The sequence below is a fragment of the Marinithermus hydrothermalis DSM 14884 genome (assembly GCF_000195335.1).
Classification (GTDB): domain Bacteria; phylum Deinococcota; class Deinococci; order Deinococcales; family Marinithermaceae; genus Marinithermus; species Marinithermus hydrothermalis.
In genome coordinates this window covers 200,838-220,532 of record NC_015387.1, presented here as the reverse complement: position 1 = coordinate 220,532, position 19,695 = coordinate 200,838, and the positions used below count along the sequence as shown (strand labels likewise).

General features: G+C 71.1%; 23 protein-coding genes and 1 riboswitch. Of the genes, 8 read left to right on the top strand and 15 right to left on the bottom strand.

Going from position 1 to position 19,695, the window contains the following annotated elements:
* Positions 1-19 precede the first annotated feature (19 nt).
* The 8 genes from MARKY_RS01150 to MARKY_RS01115 all read right to left on the bottom strand — a co-directional run bounded on the left by MARKY_RS01150 (position 20) and on the right by MARKY_RS01115 (position 7,355).
* Positions 20-1,573: an ABC transporter permease gene (locus MARKY_RS01150; protein WP_013703039.1), complete on the bottom strand. Its 1,554-nt coding sequence runs from the start codon at positions 1,571-1,573 to the stop codon at positions 20-22.
* A gap of 9 nt (positions 1,574-1,582) precedes the next feature.
* On the bottom strand, positions 1,583-2,626 hold the full coding sequence (locus MARKY_RS01145) for a thiamine ABC transporter substrate-binding protein (protein WP_013703038.1): 1,044 nt from the start codon (positions 2,624-2,626) through the stop codon (positions 1,583-1,585).
* A gap of 25 nt (positions 2,627-2,651) precedes the next feature.
* Positions 2,652-2,759, bottom strand: a riboswitch (TPP riboswitch).
* Between the two features lie 46 nt (positions 2,760-2,805).
* Positions 2,806-3,642: a 4-(cytidine 5'-diphospho)-2-C-methyl-D-erythritol kinase gene (locus MARKY_RS01140; RefSeq protein ID WP_013703037.1), complete on the bottom strand. Its 837-nt coding sequence runs from the start codon at positions 3,640-3,642 to the stop codon at positions 2,806-2,808.
* The gene (ispD, locus tag MARKY_RS01135; RefSeq protein ID WP_013703036.1) at positions 3,630-4,295 is read right to left on the bottom strand and encodes a 2-C-methyl-D-erythritol 4-phosphate cytidylyltransferase; all 666 of its coding nucleotides are present in this window, start codon (positions 4,293-4,295) and stop codon (positions 3,630-3,632) included. Before ispD ends, MARKY_RS01140 begins: the two co-directional genes overlap by 13 nt.
* On the bottom strand, positions 4,280-4,843 hold the full coding sequence (locus tag MARKY_RS01130) for a UbiX family flavin prenyltransferase (RefSeq protein WP_013703035.1): 564 nt from the start codon (positions 4,841-4,843) through the stop codon (positions 4,280-4,282). Before MARKY_RS01130 ends, ispD begins: the two co-directional genes overlap by 16 nt.
* Entirely contained in the window at positions 4,840-5,151 is a 312-nt protein-coding gene (locus MARKY_RS01125) for a hypothetical protein (protein ID WP_013703034.1), read from the bottom strand. The genes MARKY_RS01130 and MARKY_RS01125 overlap by 4 nt, the downstream gene beginning before the upstream one ends.
* 21 nt (positions 5,152-5,172) lie before the next feature.
* Positions 5,173-6,528: an alanine/glycine:cation symporter family protein gene (locus tag MARKY_RS01120; RefSeq protein ID WP_013703033.1), complete on the bottom strand. Its 1,356-nt coding sequence runs from the start codon at positions 6,526-6,528 to the stop codon at positions 5,173-5,175.
* Positions 6,529-6,557: 29 nt separating this feature from the next.
* Positions 6,558-7,355, bottom strand: a complete 798-nt coding sequence (locus MARKY_RS01115; RefSeq protein ID WP_013703032.1) for a DUF4388 domain-containing protein — start codon at positions 7,353-7,355, stop codon at positions 6,558-6,560.
* A 92-nt stretch (positions 7,356-7,447) separates the two neighbouring features.
* Between MARKY_RS01115 and MARKY_RS01110 the strand changes: the two genes are divergently transcribed.
* From MARKY_RS01110 to MARKY_RS01085, 6 genes are read left to right on the top strand one after another with little or no spacing between them, the layout of a single operon-like run.
* A complete protein-coding gene (locus MARKY_RS01110; protein ID WP_013703031.1) occupies positions 7,448-8,173 on the top strand; it encodes an alpha/beta hydrolase in 726 nt (241 codons plus the stop codon).
* 6 nt (positions 8,174-8,179) lie between these two features.
* Positions 8,180-9,040 (top strand): nitrilase-related carbon-nitrogen hydrolase, encoded by an 861-nt coding sequence (locus MARKY_RS01105; protein WP_013703030.1) that lies wholly within the window; start codon positions 8,180-8,182, stop codon positions 9,038-9,040.
* On the top strand, positions 9,037-9,885 hold the full coding sequence (locus MARKY_RS01100; protein WP_013703029.1) for an NAD+ synthase: 849 nt from the start codon (positions 9,037-9,039) through the stop codon (positions 9,883-9,885). The genes MARKY_RS01105 and MARKY_RS01100 overlap by 4 nt, the downstream gene beginning before the upstream one ends.
* A gap of 3 nt (positions 9,886-9,888) precedes the next feature.
* A complete protein-coding gene (locus MARKY_RS01095; RefSeq protein WP_013703028.1) occupies positions 9,889-10,719 on the top strand; it encodes a metallophosphoesterase family protein in 831 nt (276 codons plus the stop codon).
* Positions 10,720-10,723: 4 nt separating this feature from the next.
* Positions 10,724-11,155, top strand: coding sequence for a CoA-binding protein (locus MARKY_RS01090; RefSeq protein WP_013703027.1), 432 nt, complete (start codon positions 10,724-10,726; stop codon positions 11,153-11,155).
* A 10-nt stretch (positions 11,156-11,165) separates the two neighbouring features.
* Entirely contained in the window at positions 11,166-12,146 is a 981-nt protein-coding gene (locus MARKY_RS01085) for an A/G-specific adenine glycosylase (RefSeq protein ID WP_013703026.1), read from the top strand.
* On the opposite strand, the gene MARKY_RS01080 is transcribed toward MARKY_RS01085, so the two are convergent.
* The 3 genes from MARKY_RS01080 to ubiE are packed head-to-tail and all read right to left on the bottom strand — an operon-like array spanning position 12,111 to position 14,041.
* On the bottom strand, positions 12,111-12,794 hold the full coding sequence (locus tag MARKY_RS01080) for an FAD-dependent oxidoreductase (RefSeq protein WP_013703025.1): 684 nt from the start codon (positions 12,792-12,794) through the stop codon (positions 12,111-12,113). The two genes, MARKY_RS01085 and MARKY_RS01080, sit on opposite strands and share 36 nt — an antisense overlap.
* A 10-nt stretch (positions 12,795-12,804) precedes the next feature.
* A complete protein-coding gene (locus MARKY_RS01075) occupies positions 12,805-13,338 on the bottom strand; it encodes a hypothetical protein (protein WP_013703024.1) in 534 nt (177 codons plus the stop codon).
* Positions 13,331-14,041 (bottom strand): bifunctional demethylmenaquinone methyltransferase/2-methoxy-6-polyprenyl-1,4-benzoquinol methylase UbiE, encoded by a 711-nt coding sequence (gene ubiE, locus MARKY_RS01070; RefSeq protein WP_013703023.1) that lies wholly within the window; start codon positions 14,039-14,041, stop codon positions 13,331-13,333. Before ubiE ends, MARKY_RS01075 begins: the two co-directional genes overlap by 8 nt.
* A gap of 124 nt (positions 14,042-14,165) precedes the next feature.
* On the opposite strand from ubiE, the gene MARKY_RS01065 reads away from it, so the two are divergent.
* Together MARKY_RS01065 and MARKY_RS01060 are read left to right on the top strand one after the other, a co-directional pair.
* Positions 14,166-16,031: an ABC transporter permease gene (locus MARKY_RS01065; protein WP_013703022.1), complete on the top strand. Its 1,866-nt coding sequence runs from the start codon at positions 14,166-14,168 to the stop codon at positions 16,029-16,031.
* A complete protein-coding gene (locus MARKY_RS01060; RefSeq protein ID WP_013703021.1) occupies positions 16,031-16,957 on the top strand; it encodes an ABC transporter permease in 927 nt (308 codons plus the stop codon). The genes MARKY_RS01065 and MARKY_RS01060 overlap by 1 nt, the downstream gene beginning before the upstream one ends.
* A 2-nt stretch (positions 16,958-16,959) precedes the next feature.
* Here the strand turns inward: MARKY_RS01060 and MARKY_RS01055 are convergent, their stop codons facing one another.
* The 4 genes from MARKY_RS01055 to MARKY_RS01040 are packed head-to-tail and all read right to left on the bottom strand — an operon-like array spanning position 16,960 to position 19,657.
* Positions 16,960-17,244 carry a hypothetical protein gene (locus tag MARKY_RS01055; protein ID WP_013703020.1) on the bottom strand — a complete coding sequence of 95 codons (285 nt, stop codon included), beginning with the start codon at positions 17,242-17,244 and terminating at the stop codon, positions 16,960-16,962.
* Complete coding sequence (locus MARKY_RS01050) at positions 17,241-18,035, bottom strand: PSP1 domain-containing protein (protein WP_013703019.1); 795 nt, start codon at positions 18,033-18,035, stop codon at positions 17,241-17,243. The genes MARKY_RS01055 and MARKY_RS01050 overlap by 4 nt, the downstream gene beginning before the upstream one ends.
* Positions 18,004-18,936 carry a DNA polymerase III subunit gene (locus MARKY_RS01045; RefSeq protein WP_013703018.1) on the bottom strand — a complete coding sequence of 311 codons (933 nt, stop codon included), beginning with the start codon at positions 18,934-18,936 and terminating at the stop codon, positions 18,004-18,006. Before MARKY_RS01045 ends, MARKY_RS01050 begins: the two co-directional genes overlap by 32 nt.
* Entirely contained in the window at positions 18,911-19,657 is a 747-nt protein-coding gene (locus tag MARKY_RS01040) for a metallophosphoesterase family protein (protein ID WP_013703017.1), read from the bottom strand. Before MARKY_RS01040 ends, MARKY_RS01045 begins: the two co-directional genes overlap by 26 nt.
* Positions 19,658-19,695 lie beyond the last annotated feature (38 nt).

The window sequence follows — 19,695 nt, the reverse complement described above, 5'->3', positions numbered from 1 at the left end:
TTCCAGCGTCAGCACGGCTTCACCCCACCCGGCCCCGGCCGCGGTCCACGAGGAGGAAGAGCCCCGCGGAGAGCAGAGCGAGCAGCACCGCAAGGGCAAGGGCCTCCCCGAAGTTAGCCGCGCCGGGCTTGCCGAGCCGTTCGTAGATCGCGACGACCATCGTGGCCCATTCGGGCCGCGTGAGCACGAGGGTCGCGCCGAACTCCCCCACCACCGCGGCGAGCGCGAGGGCCGTGCCGGAGGCCAGCGCGGGCCGAAGCAGGGGTAGCTCGACCCTAAGGAAACGCCGCCAGGGCCGCGCGCCGAGCGTGGCGGCCGCCTCGAGCAGGCCGGGAGGAATCCCGCGCATCGCGGGCAGTAGGGCGCGCGCGAGGAGAGGGTAGGCGAGGAGGGCGTAGGCCGTCACGAGCAGCGCGACCGAGCCGCGCAGCTCCGGGTACGCGAGGAGGTACCCCACCCCTAGGCTGACGGGGCTCACGAGTAGGGGCACGAACCCCACCAGGTCCAGCCAGCGGGCGCCTTTCCACACCGCGTAAGCGTAGAGGAACCCCACGGGCAGCACCACAAGCAGCGCGAGGGCCGCCCAGCGCAGGGTGTTTCCGAGGGCGAGGCCGAGCGACGGCACGAACAGGCCGGCCTTCGGCTCGAGCAGACGCAGGTAGTTCCCGAACCCTAGCCCCTCCGGCTCCACGAAACTCTTCGCGAGGAGGGCGAGCATCGGGGCGTACAGCGCGAGGAAGAACACCCAGACCACACTTGCCACGCCCCAGCGCTTCCAGCCACTCAAGGGTCGCGCGGCCCGCACCGCGCGGAAATCCACCGCGAGCCGCTCCTGGGCCCACAGGTACCCCAGGCTCACCAGGGCCGTGACCGCGAGCTGAAGCAGGATCAACGCCGCAGCCTCGGAGAAGGCCAGCTGGTAGGCGAGAAGGGTGTAGATCTCCACCTCGAGGGTGGCGTACCGGGGCCCGCCCAGGAGGAGGGGCAGCCCGAAGCTCGCGAAGGTGTACACGAAGGTCAGGCCGCCCCCCGCGAGCATCGCCCCCGCGAGGAGGGGCAGGCTCGCCCGGAGGAAGGCCCGCACGGCCCCCGCGCCCAGGACCCGCGCGGCCGCCTCCAGCCCCTCCCCCACCCGCGCGAGGACCCCCACGAGCATGCGCAGGACCAGGCCCAGGTTGTAGAACACCGCGCCCCAGTACAACGCCCAGGGGGTGCCGGAAAGGTCCACCCCGAGCACGCCCCGGGGCCCGACCAGGGCCAGGAACCCCATGGCCACCACGATCGTGGGCAGCACGAACGGCACGGTCGCGAAGGCCAGGAGGAGGTCCCGGCCGGGAAAGGCGTAGCGGAAGGCGTACGCGAGCGGCACGGCGAGCAGCAGGACCAGGAGGCTCGAGCCAAGCCCGTACTCGAGGCTCCAGACGAGCCGCCCCCAGTAGTAGGGGTCCTGGAGGGCGGTTTGCAGGCCGTAGCCCGTGCCTAGATGCAGGACCCGCACCAGGGGCCACCCCAGCGCAAAGAGTAGGAACAGCGCGACGGGGAGGGCCAGAAGGTGCGGGGTCCAGCGGGGCATCGCGTCACGCTACCGTCGGGCGGCCTCGACCTCGTCCGGGCTCGCGCCGCGAAGCACCACCTGGGTCCACTCGCGGATCCAGCGCTCGCGGTTTTGCGCGATGACCTCGGGGTCCACCCGCGCGGGCTCGAGGGGCACGTCTGCCCAGCGGAAGAACTCGGGGAGCTCGGCGTCGCGCCGCACCGGGTAGACGAACATCTCGGTGGGGATGTTCTCCTGCACGGGTTTGGAGAGGAACCAGTCGATGAAGCGCTCCGCGGCCTCGCGGTTCTTGGTGCCTTTGAGGATCCCGATGAACTCCACCTGCAGGAAGCTGCTCTTGGGGAGGAGCAGGTTCCCGGTGGGGGGCGTGGTGTACCGGCCTTCGGAGAAGTAAACCTCGGCCGCGGGGCTCGTGGTGTAGCTCACCACGAGGGGGCGGTCCCCGCCGTAGGGGGTGAAGGCGCTGAAGTACGCCTCGCTCCAGCCTTGGGCTACCTTGACGCCGCCGTCGCGGAGGCCGGCCCAGAAATCCAGGTACCCGTCCTCCCCGAACGCGGCGACGGTCGCGATCAGGAACGCGAGGCCCGGGCTGGAGGTCGCGGGATTCTCCACCACGAGCCGAGAGGCGTACTCGGGGCGGGTCAGGTCCTCGAAGCGCTGGGGTAAGGGCAGCGCGTCGAACGCGGCCTTATCGTAGTTCAGCGCCACGTACCCGAAATCAGTAGGGATGGCGTGGAAGGTGGGGTCGAGGAGGAACTCGCTCTTGAGGTTCCGGATCTCCGGGGAGACGTACGGCTCGAGGATGCCCGCCTCCAAGGCGCGGGAGAGGAAGGTGTTGTCGAACCCGTAGATCACGTCGGCGATCGGGGCGCCCTTGGAGAGGATCGCTTTGTTGAGGGTCTCGCCCGCGTCGCCGCCCTCGATGAAGCGCACCTGAATCCCGGTTTCCTCCTGGAACTGCTGGATCAGGGCCTCGTCCAGGCTGAAGCTCGAGTGGGTGAGTACGGTGAGTTCGGTCGCAAAGGCCGTACCCAGGAAGAGCGTGAGTGCGAGCAGTAGGGTTCGCAGCATAATACCCCCTTTCCGTCACCGGAAGGGGAAGGCGCCGTCACCTTCCCTACGCCGGCATTACCCGGTTCAGGTTCCAAGGGTTAGGCCGGTCGGCCTTCTCAGCCCCCCTAGGGGAGCACCCCCGGTGACGCTACGAGTATACGCCACGCCCCCTACAGCGAAAAGAGCGCGCGGCTCCGTTACGGGCTGGGCACCACAAGCCGCGCCGCGCGCACCCAGAACCCTGGGAAGTCCGCCTCGAGCCGCGCCGCGAACCACCGGGCCTCCTCCGCGTCCCGGGCCAATCCGAAGACCGTCGAGCCCGAGCCGCTCATCAACACGCCCCGCAAGCCCCGCCGTACAAGCGCGGCCTTCAAGCGGGCCACCTCCGGGTAGCGCCGGAAGACGGGGGCCTCGAGGCTGTTGAAGTACGGGGGCGCCTCCCCAGCCAGAAGCGCCGCCCGCACCGCCGCGACCGGTAGGGCCTCCCCCCACTCCTCCGGCCGCAGGTGACGGTACGCCTCCGCCGCGGCCACCGGCACCCCGGGGTTCACGAGGACGAGGTGCGCCTCCAAGGGCTCGAGCCACACAAGCCGCTCCCCCACCCCGCGCCCCTCGGCGAGCCCGCCCCGGAGGAGGAAGGGCACGTCCGCGCCGAGCGCGCGCGCGATTGGCTCGAGGGCCACCCCCGCCGGGTACAGCGCCGCAAGGCCCCGGAGCACCGCCGCGGCGTCCGCCGAGCCGCCCCCAAGCCCCGCCGCGATCGGGAGGTGTTTTTCCAGCACGATCCGCACGCCGCCCGGGTGCCCGGCGGCCTCGAGGTAGGCCTGGGCCGCGCGGTAGGCGAGGTTCGCAGAGCCCGTGGGGAGGGACCGGCCGCGCACCTCGAGGCGGATGCCGTCGGGGCGGGGCTCGAGGGCGACCCGGTCCGCGACGCTGACCGTGGCGAAGAGGGTGTGCAGCTCGTGGTACCCGTCCGGCCGGCGGCCAAGGACGCTGAGCCCCAGGTTGACCTTGGCGTGGGCTAGGGTCTCCATACCGCCGCGAGTCCTTCCGCGAGGAGCAGGTCCTCGGGGTAGGTGATCTTGAACATGCGCCGGTCCCCCTCCACGAGGGCCACGGGGTACCCGAGGCCCAGCACGAGCTGCGCGTCGTCCGTGGCCTGGACGCCCTTGGCGCGGGCCCACTCGTGCGCCTCGAGGAGCACCGCGCGGAAGAACCCTTGGGGGGTCTGCACGAGCCGGTGGCGTTCGCGGTCGCGCGCCGGCCCGTAATGCCCGCGCTCGTCCTCGATCAGGGTGTCGGGCACGCGCACCGCGGGCGCGGCGGCTCCCTCGCGCCGCGCGGCGGCGAGCACGCGGTCCACCACCGCCCGTACCACGAAGGGCCGGGCCACGTCGTGCACCAGCACGTACCCGCCCTCCGCGGCCGTGAGGAGGGTGTACACGCTCTCCTGGCGCGTGCGCCCCCCCGGGAGGAACCGCACCTTCGCGCCCCTGGCGGGAGGCTCGAGGCCGGGCGGCAGCGCGACGAGCACCTCGTCCGCCCAGGCGAAGGCCTCGAGGGCCCAGTCCAGCAGGGTTTTCCCGCCCACCCGGACGAGGGCCTTGGGCCCCCGGCCGAGCCGGGTGCCCTGACCCGCCGCGGGGAGCAGCACCGAGACCGAGTGCGCGATCACGCCTCTTTCCACCGGGGGCTCCTCGGGTACTCGAGGCCCAAGAGGTCCAGGACCCGCTGCGTGATGAAGCCCAGGAGGTCCGGGATCGTCTGGGGCTTGTGGTAAAAGCCGGGGCTCGCGGGCAGGATCACCGCGCCGGCCTCGGCGGCCTGGACCATGGCGCGCAGGCTCGGGAGGGGGAGGGGCGCCTCGCGCGGCACGAGGATGAGGGGGCGGCGTTCCTTGAGGTGCACGTAGGCCGCGCGGGTCAGGAGGTTGTCCGCGAGGCCGTGCGCGACCTTAGCGAGCGTGGTGGCGCTGCAGGGAATCACCACCATGCCCCGCGTGGGGAAGGAGCCCGAAGCGATCGGCGCGCCGACGTCGCGGTCGTCGTGCACCACGTCCGCGAGGGCGGTGAGCTGCTTCGGGCTGGCTCCTAGCTCCTCGGCGATCACGCGCTTGGCCCCTTGGGTGAGGACGAGGTGCGTCTCCACCCCCTCGATCCGCCGGAGGGTCTCGAGCAGGTCCGCGGCGTACGGGACGCCGGAGGCGCCGCTGATGCCGACCACCACCCGGTTCATGCGGGCCGGAACAAGAAGATGAGGAGGGTGGCCGCGAGGTAGCTCACCCCGGCGGTGCGGGCGTCCCGGCGCGTCCCCAGGTGCACCCCGATCGCGGCGAGCACCGCAACGAAGGGGTGCGTGAGGGGCGGGCGCGCCACGGGCGGCAGCGCGAAGTACGCGAGGACCCCCAAAAGGATCAGCAGGTCGTACAGGCCCGCGAGGCCTCGAGCCCAGCGGGGCGTCTCCCGCTGCGTGAGGAGGTACGCCCCGACCAGCAGACCGATGAGCAAAACCGTGTATCCCAGACCGATGTGCAACCCAACCATGCCTACTATTGTAGGCGGGCTTCACGCATCCCGTGGGGGCGTCCACGGCTCGCCCTGGAAGAAGCCGCGCACGAGTCGCGCCACGAGGCCGCCCAGTGCGATCAGCGCGATCAGGTTAGGGATGGCCATCAGGCCGATCAGCATGTCCGAAACCGCGAGGAAGGCCTCGAAACCCCCGAGGCCGCCCACGAAGGCGAGGGTGATGAAGGTCAGGCGGTACGGCCACCGGATCCCGTCCCCGAAGAGGAAGGAGGCGGCCTCCTCCCCATAAAACCCCCAGGACACGATCGTGGTGAAGGCGAACAAGGCTACCGCCAGGGCAAACAGGACGTCGCCGGCCGGGAAGGTCGAGAAGGTCGCGACCGCGACGGCGGAGGCGCCCGAGCCTTCCCGCCACACCCCCGCGGAGAGGATGGCGAGGGCGGTCAGGGTGTTGATCACGATCGTGTCCAGAAAGACCTCGACCACGCCCCAGAACCCCTGGCGTACCGGGTGGTCCACCTGGGCCTGCGCGTGCGCGATCGCGGCCGAACCCAGCCCGGCCTCGTTTGAGAAGATCCCGCGCCCCACGCCGGCCTGCACCACCTGTATCAGCGCGTACCCGCCGATCCCCCCGGCGGCGGCCTCAACGCCCAGCGCGCTCTGGAAGATCTGCGCGAGGACCTGGGGGAGGGCGTCCGCGTTCAGCACGATCACCCCGAGGGCCAAGACCACGTAGAGCAGGATCATGAGGGGGATCGCGGCCTGCGCGAACCGCGCCACGCGCTTAATGCCCCCGCCCAGCACGACCGCGACGATCAAGGCGACCGAGAGGCTGGTGATCGCGGTGGGCACGCTGAAGGCCTGCTCGAGGCTGCCCGCCACCGCGCTGGTCTGGGCGAGGTTTCCCGCGCCGAACGCCGCCAGCGCCACGAAGATCGCGACGATCCCGCCCAGCCAGGGCAGGCCCAGACCCCGCGCGATGTAGTAGAACGGCCCGCCGGAGACGGAACCGTCCGCGAACTGCTGGCGGAAGTGCACCGCGAGGGTGGCTTCGGCGAACTTGGTGGCCATCCCCACGAGGGCTGCGACCCACATCCAGAGGATCGCGCCGGGCCCACCCGCGAGGATCGCGACGGTCACCCCGAGAATGTTCCCCACCCCGACCGTCGCGCCCATCGCGACCATCGTGGCTTGGAAGGGGGTGATCTCCCCCCCGAAGCCGAGGGCGCGCTCGCGCACGGCGCCCAATGTCTCGCGCAGCACCACCCCGAAACGGGTGAACTGCACGAACCCCGTGCGCCAGCTCATGTACAGGCCGACCAAGAGGAAGACCGCTAAGGCTTCCCTACCGAACACCCACCGGGTGATTAACCCCACCAGGTCCATAAAGGTCATGCATACCTCCCGCGTGCGAATACGTCGCGCTACAACACCTCAGGCCATACCTCGAGCTCCACCCCCCGCCCGAGCCGGAGCTGACGGAGGTCCTTGTCATTCAGCATGATACGCTGCGGGATTCCAGCGCGCGCCTTGAGGGCGAAGGTGGCCTCCACGCCCTTCGGGGTGCGCACCCGTACCCCGAACCCCCGCTTGAGGGCGCGGGCCCACTCGTTGTACAGGGCCTCATCCACGTACGCCACCCCCCGCTCCGGTCCGTACAACGGCAACGCGACCAGCCGCTGCGCCTCGAAAGCCAGGGGCGGCACGGACCGCAGCACCCCCGAGGCGATCAGCCGGTCGAGGGAGACCGCGACCTCGAGGGGCGGGACCTCGCCGTGCACGAGCACCCGCCACACGCTCTGGCCCTCGGCGAGGCTCAGCACCTGGACGTCCTCCGGTCGGAGCTGCTGCTGACCGTTCCCGTCCCGGAGCCGGAGCACCTCCCCCCAGTCCTCGGGGATGTGCTTGAGCGCCTCCCAGCGGGCGGTGGCCTCGAGCAGGTGAGTCAGCAGGAGCTCGGTCGTGGTCTCGATCGTCGTCCTCCCGTCGGGCTCCTCCTGGACGAGGAACTCGAAGGGCGCGCGCTTCAAGCCGGCCAGCAGGGCCAGGGCCGGCATGCCTTCCCGCGCCTCGACAACCGCGTGCACCACTCGGCCGCCGGCGAGGCGGACGCGCCCCTCGAACCATGGGGGCCGGACCACCAGCACCCCGCTCCGCCCCGCCGCGCACAGCGTCTGCACCAGCGTTCCCAGTGGGAAATCCGATACGTTACCCTTGAACACGCTCCCTCCCGCGAGCTATACCCCTGGCATACTTTCCTTTTATTCTAAACACGCGCCTCCGGCTTCCCCAACCCCTACGGCATAATGAGCGTATGCCCGGCGTACTCGTACTGCACGGCTTCACCTCGCACCCCGAGCGCACCATGGGCCCCCTACCCGAGCGGCTTCGCGCCGCGGGGTTCACCGTCGCCCAGCCCGCCCTAAGAGGACACGGCACGCGCCCCGAGGACCTCGCGGGAGTGCGCTGGGAGGACTGGCTCGAGGACGCCCGGGCGGCGTACGCGACGCTGCCCGAACCCCGCGCGGTCGTGGGGCTGAGCATGGGGGGGTTGCTCGCAGCCTGGATCGCGGCAGAGGGCGAGGCCCGGGCCCTCGTGGCCCTCGCGCCCGCGCTGGGTTTCGCGAACCCCCTCGCGCCCCTCGCGCCCTACCTCGCCCCGCTCATCCCGCGCTTCCCCGGCCCGGACTCGATCCGGGACCCCGAACGTAAGCGCCGCAACCCTAACTACCCGTACTTCCCCACCCGCGCCTTCGTCGAGCTCCTCGAGCTCGCCCGGGCCACGCCCGCCCGCCTGGCAGAGGTCTGGTGCGCGGCGCTCGTGGTGGAGGCCGGGCACGACCGTGTCGTACCCGCTCGGGCGGTGCGGCGCTACCACGCCCTGCTCGGCAGCACGCACAAGGAGCACGTGCGCTTCCCCGAAAGCGGGCATGACCTTTTGCTGGACCTCGAGGACGAGCGGGTGGCGGCCTTCGTCACGGACTGGCTGGTTCGGGTGCTCGCCCCCACCCCGCCCAGCCCGCCCGAGCGCGTAGACTAAGACCGGATGATACGCCACGCCGTACTGCAACTCCGGCCGGAGAAAGGCCACATTAAGCAAAACCTGGCCCACCTCAAGGAGGCCCTGTTGGCCCTGAAGCCCGAGCGGCCCGAGGTGGTGGTGCTGCCCGAAGCCTACCCCACCGGGTACTTCCTGCAAGGCGGGGTGCGCGAGCTCGCCCTGACCCAGGAGGAGCTCCACGAAGCCCTCGCCGAGCTGCACGCCGAGGTCTGGAAGGACCCCCTCGACCTGGTGATCGGGTTCTACGAGCGGGACGGGGGGGAGTACTACAACAGCGCGGCTTACCTCGAGCTCGGCGGGCGGGGGATCCTGCACGTGCACCGCAAGGTCTTCCTGCCCACCTACGGGGTTTTCGACGAGGAGCGCTTCCTCGCCCGTGGGCACGACGTGCGGGCCTTCGACACCCGGTTCGGCCGCGCCGCGGTCCTGATCTGCGAGGATTTTTGGCACTCGATCACCGCCACGATCGCTGCCCTCGACGGAGCGGAGGTGATCTACGTGCCCTCCGCGAGCCCCGCGCGGGGGTTCACCGGGAAGGAACCCGCGAACGTCGCGCGCTGGAAGGCGCTCGCTGCGGCCGTCGCCGCGGAGCACGGCCTGTACGTGGTGCTCGCCTCCCTCGTCGGCGCGGAGGGCGGCAAGATGCTCTCCGGCGGCAGCGTCGTCGCGGGCCCCGAGGGCGGCCTGCTCGCCGAAGCCCCCCTGTTCGAGGAGGCGCTGCTCCTCACCGAGATCGACCTCGAGCGCATCCCCCCCGTGCGCTACGACAACCCCCTCCTCGCCGACCTCAAGTCGGGCCTGCCCCTGGTCTTCCCCGAGTTGAAGCGGATCGTGGAGGCGCTATGAAGATCATCCGCAAGCCCCCCCAAGGCGAGGTCCTCGAGCTGAACTACCCGCTCGTGGCGGACTACCTCACGCGGTTCATCCGCGAGGAACTCGCCTGGCGCGGGTACACCAAGGCCGTGGTCGCCGTCTCGGGCGGCGTGGACTCCGCCACCACCCTGGCCCTCGCCGTGCGCGCCCTCGGCCCCGAGAACGTGCACGCCCTCGCCCTGCCCCACCGTGACTCGCGCCCCGAGTCCCTCGAGCACGCCCGGCTCGTCGCCCAGACCTTCGGGGTGGCCCTCGAGGTGGTGGACATCACCCCGATGGTGGAGGGGTACGCGGCCCAGACCCCGGACCTGACCCCGCACCGCAAGGGGAACGTGATGGCCCGTTGCCGCATGATCGTCCTGTTCGACAAGTCCATGGCGTACCACGCCCTGCCCCTCGGCACCGGGAACAAGACCGAGCGGTTGTTCGGGTACTTCACCTGGAACGCGGACGACACCCCGCCCGTCAACCCCCTGGGCGACCTGTACAAGACCCAGGTCTGGGCGCTCGCGCGGTACCTCGGGGTGCCGGAGGTGGTGGTGGAGAAACCCCCCACCGCGGACCTCATCCCCGGCCAGACGGACGAGGCCGACCTGGGGGTGCAGTACCGCCGGGCGGACGTGATCCTCGAGCACTACCTCAAAGGGTACCCGGACGCGTACATCCGCCGGCTGGGGTACACCCCCGAGGAGATCGCGCTCGTAAAGCAACGCGTGAACCGCACGCACTGGAAACGCGCCCTGCCCACGGTGGCCTTGGTGAGCACCACCGCGATCCACGAGTTCTACCTGCGCCCCCTGGACTACCGGACGGAGTGAGTCGTGCGCCTCGCGGTCCTCGCCGACATTCACGGGAACCTGCCCGCCCTCGAGGCGGTCCTCGAGGACCTCGAGGCCGTCCGGCCGGACCTCGTGGTGGTGAACGGGGACCTGATCCACCGGGGCCCCATGAACCGCGCGGTCCTCGAGCGGGTGTGGGAGGCCCCCTTCCGGTTCACGCTAGGGAACCACGACGACCTGGTGCGCCGCTGGGCCCAGCGCGACCCCGCGCTCGCCGCGGACCACCCGCTCGCCCCTTCCCTCGCCTGGACGGCCGCGCAGCTAGAAGCGGCGCACCTGGAGTGGATCCAAACCCTTCCGTTCGGGGTGGAGCTCGAGACGCTCGGCCTCCGCGTCCACCACGGCTCGCCGCGCCACTACCGCGAGGGGTACGGCCCCCACCTGAACGAGGCCGCCCTCGCCGAGATCACGCGCGCCTACCCGGCCCGCGTCCTCGTGGGCTCGCACACGCACAAGCCCTTCGTCCTGGAGCACGGCGGCACGCTCGTCCTCAACACCGGCGCGGTCGGCGCGCCGTTCAACGCCGACCCCCGGGCGCAGTACCTCCTCCTCGAGATCACGTCCGAGGCGGTGCGGTTCGAGCACCGCTACCTCCCCTACGACCGCGAGGCGGCCCTGCGCGCCTTTCACACGAGCGGGTTCCTCGCGGAGGTCGGGCTCGTCGCGGAGATCTTCTACACCGAGCTGCGCACCGCGCGCTCGCACCTGGTGCCGTTCCTGTTGTGGCTCGAGCGCGAGGGCCGCGCGTTCGGCCCGGAGGCCTGGCGGGCCTATCAGCAAGCGGCGCCTGAGCGGTTCAGTCCGGTAGGGTAAGGGCATGCACGAGCTCCGCACGGACGAGGAGATCAAGGCCGTGCTCGAAACGGCCCGCACCATCGCGGTGCTGGGGGCGCACGTCCGCCCGGAAAAACCCGCGCATTACGTGCCCGCGTACCTGCACCGGCAAGGGTACCGCGTCCTGCCGGTGAACCCCGTGTACGCGGGGCGCGTCCTGTGGGGCGAGGTGGTGCGCCCCGCGCTCGAGGCGCTCGAGGAGCCCGTGGATATCGTGAACGTGTTCCGCCGGAGCGAGGCCCTGCCGGCGCACCTCCCGGACCTGCTCGCGATGCACCCCCGGCCGCGGGTGGTGTGGTTCCAGCTCGGCATCCGCAACGACGCGGTCGCCGCGGCGCTGACCGCGCACGGCATCCGGGTGGTGCAGGACCGCTGCACGCTCGCGGAGCACCAACGGCTCCTCGGGAGCCGTTAACGGAGGCGCTATGCTGCGCGAATTGCGCCCGTTTCAAGACGCGGTCCTCGCCTGGTACCGCGCGCACCGGCGGGCCTTGCCCTGGCGGGGCGAGACCGACCCTTACCGCATCCTGCTCTCGGAGGTGCTCTTGCAGCAGACCCGCGTGGAGCAGGCGATCCCCTACTACCACCGGTTCCTCGAGGCCTTCCCCACCCTCCAAGCCCTGGCCGAGGCCCCGGAGGAGGCGGTGCTGAAGGCCTGGGAGGGCGCCGGGTACTACGCGCGCGCCCGAAACCTCAAGCGCCTCGCCGAGGCCACGCCGCACGGCCTGCCCCGCACCTACCGGGAGTTGTTGGCCCTGCCCGGCGTGGGGCCGTACACCGCGGCCGCGGTGGCCTCGATCGCGTTCGGCGAGCCGGTCGCCGCGGTGGACGGCAACGTCCGCCGGGTGCTGGCGCGGCTCTTCGCCGTTCCCGAGCCTCGCCCGGCGTGGCTTAGGGAAACGGCCCAGGCCCTGCTGGCGCGCGAGGCGGCCGGGGAGTGGAACCAGGCCCTCATGGAGCTCGGCGCGACGGTCTGCACGCCGCGCGCCCCCCGGTGCGCGGCCTGCCCCGCGGCCCGCTGGTGCCGGGGCCGCGCGACCCCCGAGCGCTACCCCGCCCCGAAACCCCGCACCGCCCGGAGCGTTCCGGCCGCGGCCCTCGTCCTCGCGGGCCGCGCGGGGTACGTCCTCGAGCGGCGCGACGGGAAGAGCCTCGGGGGGCTTTGGGGGTTCCCCCTGGCCGAGGGAGAGGCCGCCCTCGAGCGCCTCCAGGCGCGGTACGGGGTGCGCGCGGCGCGGCGGGTCGGGACGGTGCGGCACGCGTTTACGCACAAGAAGCTCACCGTCGCGGTGTGGTACGCTCGGACCGCCCAAGCCGGGGAGGACCCCCACGCGCGCCCCTTGTCGAAGCTCGACCGGAAGATCCTGGCGTTACTCGAGCGCCTCCCCGAGCCGCCGGCCCTCTAGGGCCATCTCGGCGTAGGTGCCGCGCCCCAGCACGCAAAGCCCCACGCCGTACAGGCCCTCCAGGCGCACCAGGCGGAAGTCCTCCCGCCGCCACTCGCCCGGCGCGAAGGCCGCGTAGGCCACGCGGTAGGCGGGCTGGCCCTCCTGGGCCGCCACCGCCTCCTCGCGGGTGACGAAGGTGAACCCGTGCCGCACCAAGTCCTCGTACAGGTCAGGATAGGCCGCCTCGGCCAGCCGCCCGGCCGCCTCCACCACCATCCCTACGTACAGCTTGGGATCCAGGAAGCTGCCCACGGCCAGCACGGTCTTCTCAGCCAGACGGCGCGGCCCCTCCCAGGTCGCGACCCCCACCACGCGCCCCGCCTCCACGAGGAGGCGGGTCGCTGAGGACTGGAAGAGGTGGAGGTTGCGCTCGGCCTCGAGGGCGTACTTGGCCTTTCGGTGCAGCTCCCAAGGCGCGATCCCCGCCTCCCAGATCTCGGCGAGGAGGGTCCCTTCGGGTGCCGGGCCGGGCACCGGCGTGAAGGGCAGGTACACCGTGTCCAGGCTCTGCGTCATGAGGCCCACGCGCGCCCCGCGCCGCGCGAGGGCGTACGCGGCCTCGGCCCCGCTGAATCCCGCGCCGACGATCAGAACGTCGTACTCCACGCCTCCGATTCTACTCGTGCACGCCCCCCAGCACCGGCACCCCCCGGTCCAGGGTGAAGCGCAGGTACCCCTCCGCCGCCCGCACCAGCACCTCCGCGCCCGTGCGGGCCTCGAGCCGCACGAAGAGCGGCTCGGCCTGGCGCGGCTCGCCGCGGTAGTACCGCTCGCCGTCCAGGGTGTAGGCCATGAAGAGGTCCTCGTCGTCCTCGAGGTAGTTCGGACCGTAAATCACCAGGACCTCGGCCTCCCCCGCCTCGGCGAGGGTGAGGGCGTACCACACGAACCCCTGCACCTCCCGAGCGTCCACAAACTCCCCCGCGGTGACGCCGAAACGCGCGTACGAAACCTCCGGAACGGCCTTCAGCTCGTAAAACAGCCCCCGGGGCCCGTGCACGAGCCGCACCGCCTCGTTCTCGTACACCCGGCCCTGCACCGCCTCACGCGCGTAATCCAAGGCCAGGCCGTACCGCTCCTGAAGGGCCTCGCGGTTCGGGCCCAGCTCGAGGGCCTCCACCAGCTCCCGGTACGGGTTGACCTCAAGCATACGGCTTGTCCCCCACGAAGACCGCGGCGATTCCGCCGGTGAGTAGGCGGTACCGCACCCTAAACCCCGCCTCACGCATCATCGCGGCGAGGGCTTCGGGCTTGGGGAAGCGCGCAACCGAAGCGGGCAGGTACCGGTACGCTTCGGGCTTTCCGGAGATCAGCCCGCCGATGCGGGGCAGGACCCGCTCGAAGTACAGCCGGTACCCGCGCCCGAGCAGCCCGGCGGGGGGCGGGGGGAACTCGAGGATCACCGCGCGTCCCCCGGGGGTAAGGACCCGGTAGAACTCCTCGAGGCCCTGGGCGTAGTCTGCGAAGTTACGGAACCCGAAGGCCACGGTGAGGGCCTCGAAGCTCGCGTCGGGGAACGGCATGGCCAGCGCGTCTCCCTCGATGAAGGTCACGGGGAGCTCAAGCTGGGCGGCCTTCTCCCGGGCGCGCTCGAGCATCGGCGCGGCGAAATCCAGCCCGATCACCTCGGCCTCGGGGCGCAGGCGCTTCATCAAGAGGGCCAGGTCCCCAGTCCCGGTCGCGACGTCCAGCACCCGCGTGGGGGCGGGCTCGAGGGCGAGGGTCGCGGCGACGCTGCGCCAGCGCTGATCCACACCGAGCGAGAGCACGCGGTTCAGCAGGTCGTAGCGCGGCGCGATCTCGCTGAACATCTGTTGTACAGCCTGGGCCTTGGGCGTCTCGGAGTTCGGCATCAAGCCCAGAGTCTACCATCCCGCGTGCCGTAAACGGACGCCTGGGGTACAATCGAGGGCGTGAGCCTTGCGTTCCCACAAAGGGGACGGGGGCTGGAATCACACATAAGGAACCGCGTCTGCTATGAGCAAGGGATCTCCTGGACTCTTCCTGAACCGCCTTTGGTTGCCGCTCGCCAGCCTAGGATTCATCGCGTTGCTCGCGGTGGCCCCGTGGGTCGTCGCGAACCGGGCCTTTGGCGGCAAGGGCGTGCTCGTCACGCCCTGGTCCGTGATCGACCTGACCGGCCGCGCGAGCACCCTGCCCGAGCTGGGCTGGCTAGGGCCGTTCTTCGTCTTCTGGGTGGTGTTGGCCACCGCGGCGGCGCTGCTGAGCTTCGTGGGCACGCCCCGCCAGCGGGCGCGCGGCCTGTACCTCCTGGGGGGGGTGGGGCTCGCCGCGTTCCTCGTGGAGGCGTACCTGTTCTACCAGGCGGTCTGGGCGGTGAACAACACCGCCCTCGCCGAGGGCGTCTCCCCCCGGCGACTGCCCCTAAAGCGCTACACCCTCTCGCTCGGCGCGTACGCGGGGTTCTTCTACAGCCTGGCCCTCATCCTCGCGGGCCGGTTGCAGCTCCCAGGCGGCCGGGCGTTTTTGGTGCGCTGGCGCGGGGTGGTCGTCCCGCTCGTCTCCATGTTCCTCGCGGTCCTCGCGGGCGCAGGCGTGGTCTGGCTCCTCAAGGACGTACCGGCCCCCGAAGGGGCCGGCCGGCTCGCGTACCTCACGATCAAGCTGGACACCGTAACCTACACCTTCCAGCTCCTCTTCGGGCCCGTCCTCTCCCTCTCGGGGATCTTCCAGAGCCTGCTCCTCGCCACGCCGCTCATCTTCACCGGCCTCGCGGTCGCCTTCGGGTTCAAGGCCGGCCTGTTCAACATCGGGGCGCCCGGACAGCTCACGATGGGCGCGATCGCCGCGATGCTGGTGGGCGTGTACCTGCCCGGCCCACGCGTGATCGTCCTGCCCCTCGCCATCGCCGCGGCCGCGGCGGGCGGCGCGCTTTGGGGCGCAATCCCCGGGTGGCTCAAGGCTCGCTTCGGGGCCCACGAGGTCATCAACACCATCATGATGAACTTCGTCGCGGCCTCGATCTTCCTCTTCCTGATCTCCGCGAACGAGTACACCTTCTTCGGGTACACCGTGCACCTCCCCTTCAAGTACCCCGGGTACGAGGCGCGCAGCTACGAGATCCAGGAGGAGGCCCGCATCCCCATGATGCTCCACCTCCTGGGCTTTGACGGGGCGGGGCCCGGCCACCTCTCCCTCGCCCTGCCCCTCGCGGGCGTCCTGGGCCTTCTGGCCTACCTCCTCCTGCGGCGGCTCGAGCTCGGCCACCGGCTCCTCGCCGCACTGGGCGCGGGGGTGCTGGGGTACCTGGTGGGGGGGTATCTGCCGGGTATCCCCATGGAGGTCTCCCCTTCCCTCGCCTCCGTGCGCCTGAACGGAGCTTTCCTGATCGCGCTGTTCGCGGTCGGGTTCTACAACTACTTCATGTGGCGCACCAAGGGCGGGTACGAGCTCCGCGCGGTAGGCCTCGCGCCCAAGGCCGCGGAGTACGGTGGGGTGAACATCGCCCGCAAGACCGTGCTCGCCATGGCGATCTCGGGGGCGCTCGCGGGCCTGGCCGCGACGCACTACGTGCTCGGCGGGGGGATCGACGAGTACCGCCTGAAGCAGTCCCTGCCCACCAACGTGGGGTTCGACGGGATCGCGGTGGCCTTGCTCGGCCAGAACACGCCCCTTGGGGTCTTCCTCTCGGCGCTGTTGTTCGGCGTGCTGCTCACGGGTGGCCTGCAACTCAACCTGCAGCTGGGCATCAGCCGGGAACTGGTCACGATCCTCCAGGCCCTGATCGTGCTCTTCATCGCTGCTGGCGGCTTCCTCCCGCGGTACTTCGTGGATCCGCTGCTCGCGGCTAAAGAGGAGCAGGCCGGGAAAGAGGTGGTGTGATGGAAGCTTTCCTGATCGCATTGTTCGCCGCGACGCTGCGCTCCACCGCACCGCTCCTCCTCACCGCGCTGGGCGGAATGTTCAGCGAGCGGAGCGGCGTCGTGAACATCGCCCTCGAGGGCATCATCCTCTTCGGCGCGCTCGCCGCCGCGGTCAGCACCCAGCTTTTGGAAGCCCCGTACCTCGCGGCGGACCCGAACAGCCGGGTGTGGTGGATCCCCTGGGTGGGGGTGCTGATCGGTGCGGTTGTGGGCGGGCTTGTGGGCTGGGTGCACGCGGTAATCTCGATCCGCTACAAGGCCGACCAGATCATCAGCGGCACCGCGATCAACCTGCTCGCTTTCGGCCTGCCCTCGATCATCCTCTCCTACCTGTACGGGAACACCACGAGCTCACAGGAGGTGGTGAACCGCCTGCCCACCTGGGGGGTGGGGGCGTTCCAGTTCAGCCCGCTCGTGTACCTGGCCTTTTTGCTCGTGCCGGTCACGTGGTACGTCCTGTTCCGCACCCCCTGGGGACTCCGGCTGCGCTCCGTGGGGGAGCACCCCGAAGCCGCGGACTCGATGGGGGTGAACGTCTACCGCATGCGGTACGCCGCGGTCATCCTCTCGGGGGTGCTCGCGGGCCTCGCGGGCGCGTACCTCTCGGTAGGGTTCCTGAACCAGTTCATCCGCAACATGTCCGCGGGTAAGGGGTTCATCGCGCTCGCGGCGATGATCTTCGGGAAATGGCACCCCCTGGGGATCCTGGGGGCCACGCTCCTCTTCGGGTTCGCGGACGCCCTGGCGATCCAGCTGGGCAGCGCGAACATCCTGCCGGGCGCGTTGATCCAGGCCTTCCCCTTCGTGGTCACGATGCTGGTCCTCGCCGGGTTCATCGGCCGGGCCCGTCCGCCCGCGGCGATCGGGAAGCCCTACGAGAAGTAAGCTCACCCTTCCCGGGGCGCCGCGACCCAGCGGCGCCCCGCAACGCGCACCTCGAGGACGCTCCCGTCCCCAAACCAGACCACGCACCGCCGCCGCGTGATCTCGAACCGCGCCACCCGATCCGCAAGGCGTGCGGCCTCCCCACTCCCCGCGGCCTGGTGCCACCGGGCGAACCCGTCGCTGCGCAGGTGCCACCAGCTACCGTCCGCGAAGAGGAGTTGGGCCTCCGTTCCCTGCCGGTTCACCCGAAAGCCCGCGAGGGCCGCCTCGACCACCCGGGCGGTCATTCGCGCTCAAGCTCCTCCTTCGGCACGGTCACGACCGCGCCCTCCTGGGTCAGGACGTCCACCGTGCCCGCGAGGGGGTTGAGTTTCTGCACCTTGCCGCACACTCCGTCCTTGCTGCACACCCGAGCGTTCTTCTTGGGCAGGTCCGCGAGGAGCTCCTTGTACATCGCGTGCTCGTACTGTAAGCAGCAAAGGAGCCGTCCGCACGGCCCGGAGATCTTCTCCGGGTTCAAGGGAAGCTGCTGGTCCCGCGCCATGCGGATCGTGACCGGCGCGAACTCCTGCAGCCAGGTGCTGCAGCAGCTCTCCATCCCGCACGCCCCCAGCGTGCCCAGGTACGCGGTCTGATCCCGCGGCCCCATCGCGGCGAACTCCACCCGCGCCCCGGAACGGCGCGCGATCTCCCCCACGAACCGCCGCAGGTCCACCCGCGACTCCGCCGCGTAATGCACCACCACGTGCCCCCCATCCAGGGTGTAGCTGCAGCCCAGGACCTTCACGCCCACCCCCTCGCGGCGCATGCGGGCCTTGAGCCACCACTTGAGCTCCTCCGCCCGCTCCTTCAACACCGCGGCGCGCTCGTGGTCATCCGCGCGCGCGAGGCGCACCACCTCCCCGTACGGTTTGTTCGCCTCGCGCGGTTCGGAACGCACCTTGCCCAGCTCGAGCCCGCGCGGGGTGCGCACCACCACCCAGCACCCGACCGGGGGCGGGTCCCCCTCAAACGCGCAGTCGTACAGCTTCGGGTTGTGCGACCCGTTATTCAAGCGTACCCCGACGCATCGCTGCATGAATCCTCCTCAGCTCCAGGACGGCCCACGCATAGGCCAGCTCCTCGCTGACGTACGCCTCGAGCGCCTCCTGCAGCTCCGCCAGGACCTCGAGGGCCTCCGCGCGCGCGGCGGGCGGCCACTCGGAAAGCCGCCAGGCCCAGTAGGCCCAGGGCGCAAACGGCCCTTCCGCGACCGCGCGCACCTCGAGCGCGGCCTCCAGGGCCTCCGCCGGCCGCTCGAGCGCCTCCAACAACCGGTCCACCGCTGCCCGCATGCGCTCGAGCCCCCCGGGGTCGGCGAGGGCCGCCACGAGCCGCCCCGGCGCTCCCTCAGCATAGGCCAAAAGCGCGGGGTCCTGCGTGAACCGGGAAAGGGTCGCCTCATCGACCGGCCCGAAGCGCACCTCGAGGGTCCGCGAGGCCAGGGTGGGCAGCACGAGCTCGCGGCTCGGGGCGATCAGGATGAGCCGCGCGTACCCGGGGGGTTCCTCCAGGAGTTTCAACAGCGCGTTCGCCGCGCTCTCTCCGAGGTGGTGCGCCCCGTCGATCACCGCGATCTTGGCGCGGAACCGGGGCCGGGTCTCGAGCCACCCCACCAGGCTCTCCCGGTCCTCCTCCGCGCGCGGCACGATCTGCTCGAGGCGGATCACGGCGCGGCGCGCCTTGCGGCCGGTTTTGGTCTCGGTTTCCGGGCGGATCTCGAGGTAGTCGGGGTGCGGCTCGAGGCGGCACGAGGCGCAGCGCCCGCAGGGCGGGAACCCCTCCTGGCAGTTCAGGCCGTACGCGAACCAGCGGGCGACCTGCCGGCGGCCCACGCCTTCCGGTCCGGTGAAGAGGAAGCTCTGCGCGCGGAAGGTGGGCAGCCGCGCGCGGACCTCCTCGTGCCCGAGGAGTTCACCGTCCCAACCGTAACCGCTCATACAACCCCTCGGGGAACCCCGCCGCCGCCAGGCGGGCGCGCACCCGCTCCAGGTCGAACGGCACCCGGTAGGCCTCCACGCACGCGGCGTCCGTGTCCCAGATCGCGTACCCCGCGAGGGGCACCCCGTCCCGGGGCTGCCCCACCGAGCCGGGGTTCACGAGCGCGCGGGCCTTGGGGGCTACCACCAGCTCCTGCTCCGCCTCGGTGAAGGCCTGGTAGCGCACCCACGGCCCCTTGGGGCCGTCCAGCGCAAGGAAGGCTCCGGCGAGGTGGGTGTGCCCGTGGAACACCCAGCGGGCCGGGGTGCACGCGAACGCTTCGCGGGCAGCCTCGAGCTCGTCCACGTACACCAGGGGGTCGCACGGGCTGCCGTGCACCGCCACCCAGTCCGCGCCTTCCGGCCGGAGGGCCCAGGGGAGCGCGGCGAGGTACGCGCGGTTCTCGGGGGAAAGCCGCGCGCGCTGCCAGCGCAGGATCTCGAAGACGTACCCCCCGCCTTGCAGCGCGTCCAGGGTGAGGAGCCACGCGTCGTGGTTGCCGAGCACCCCCTCGGCCCCCAAGGCCCGCAGGTGGGAGAGGACCGCGTCCCCGTCCGGGTAGTACCCGACCGCGTCCCCTAGGAATAGGACCCGGTCGAACCCCCGCACCTCCGCGTGGCGCAGCACCGCCTCCAGGGCGGGGAGGTTGCCGTGGATGTCCGCCAGGAGCAGGTAACGCACGTTAGCAGGATAGCATGAGAAATTGGTATCCTAAGGTG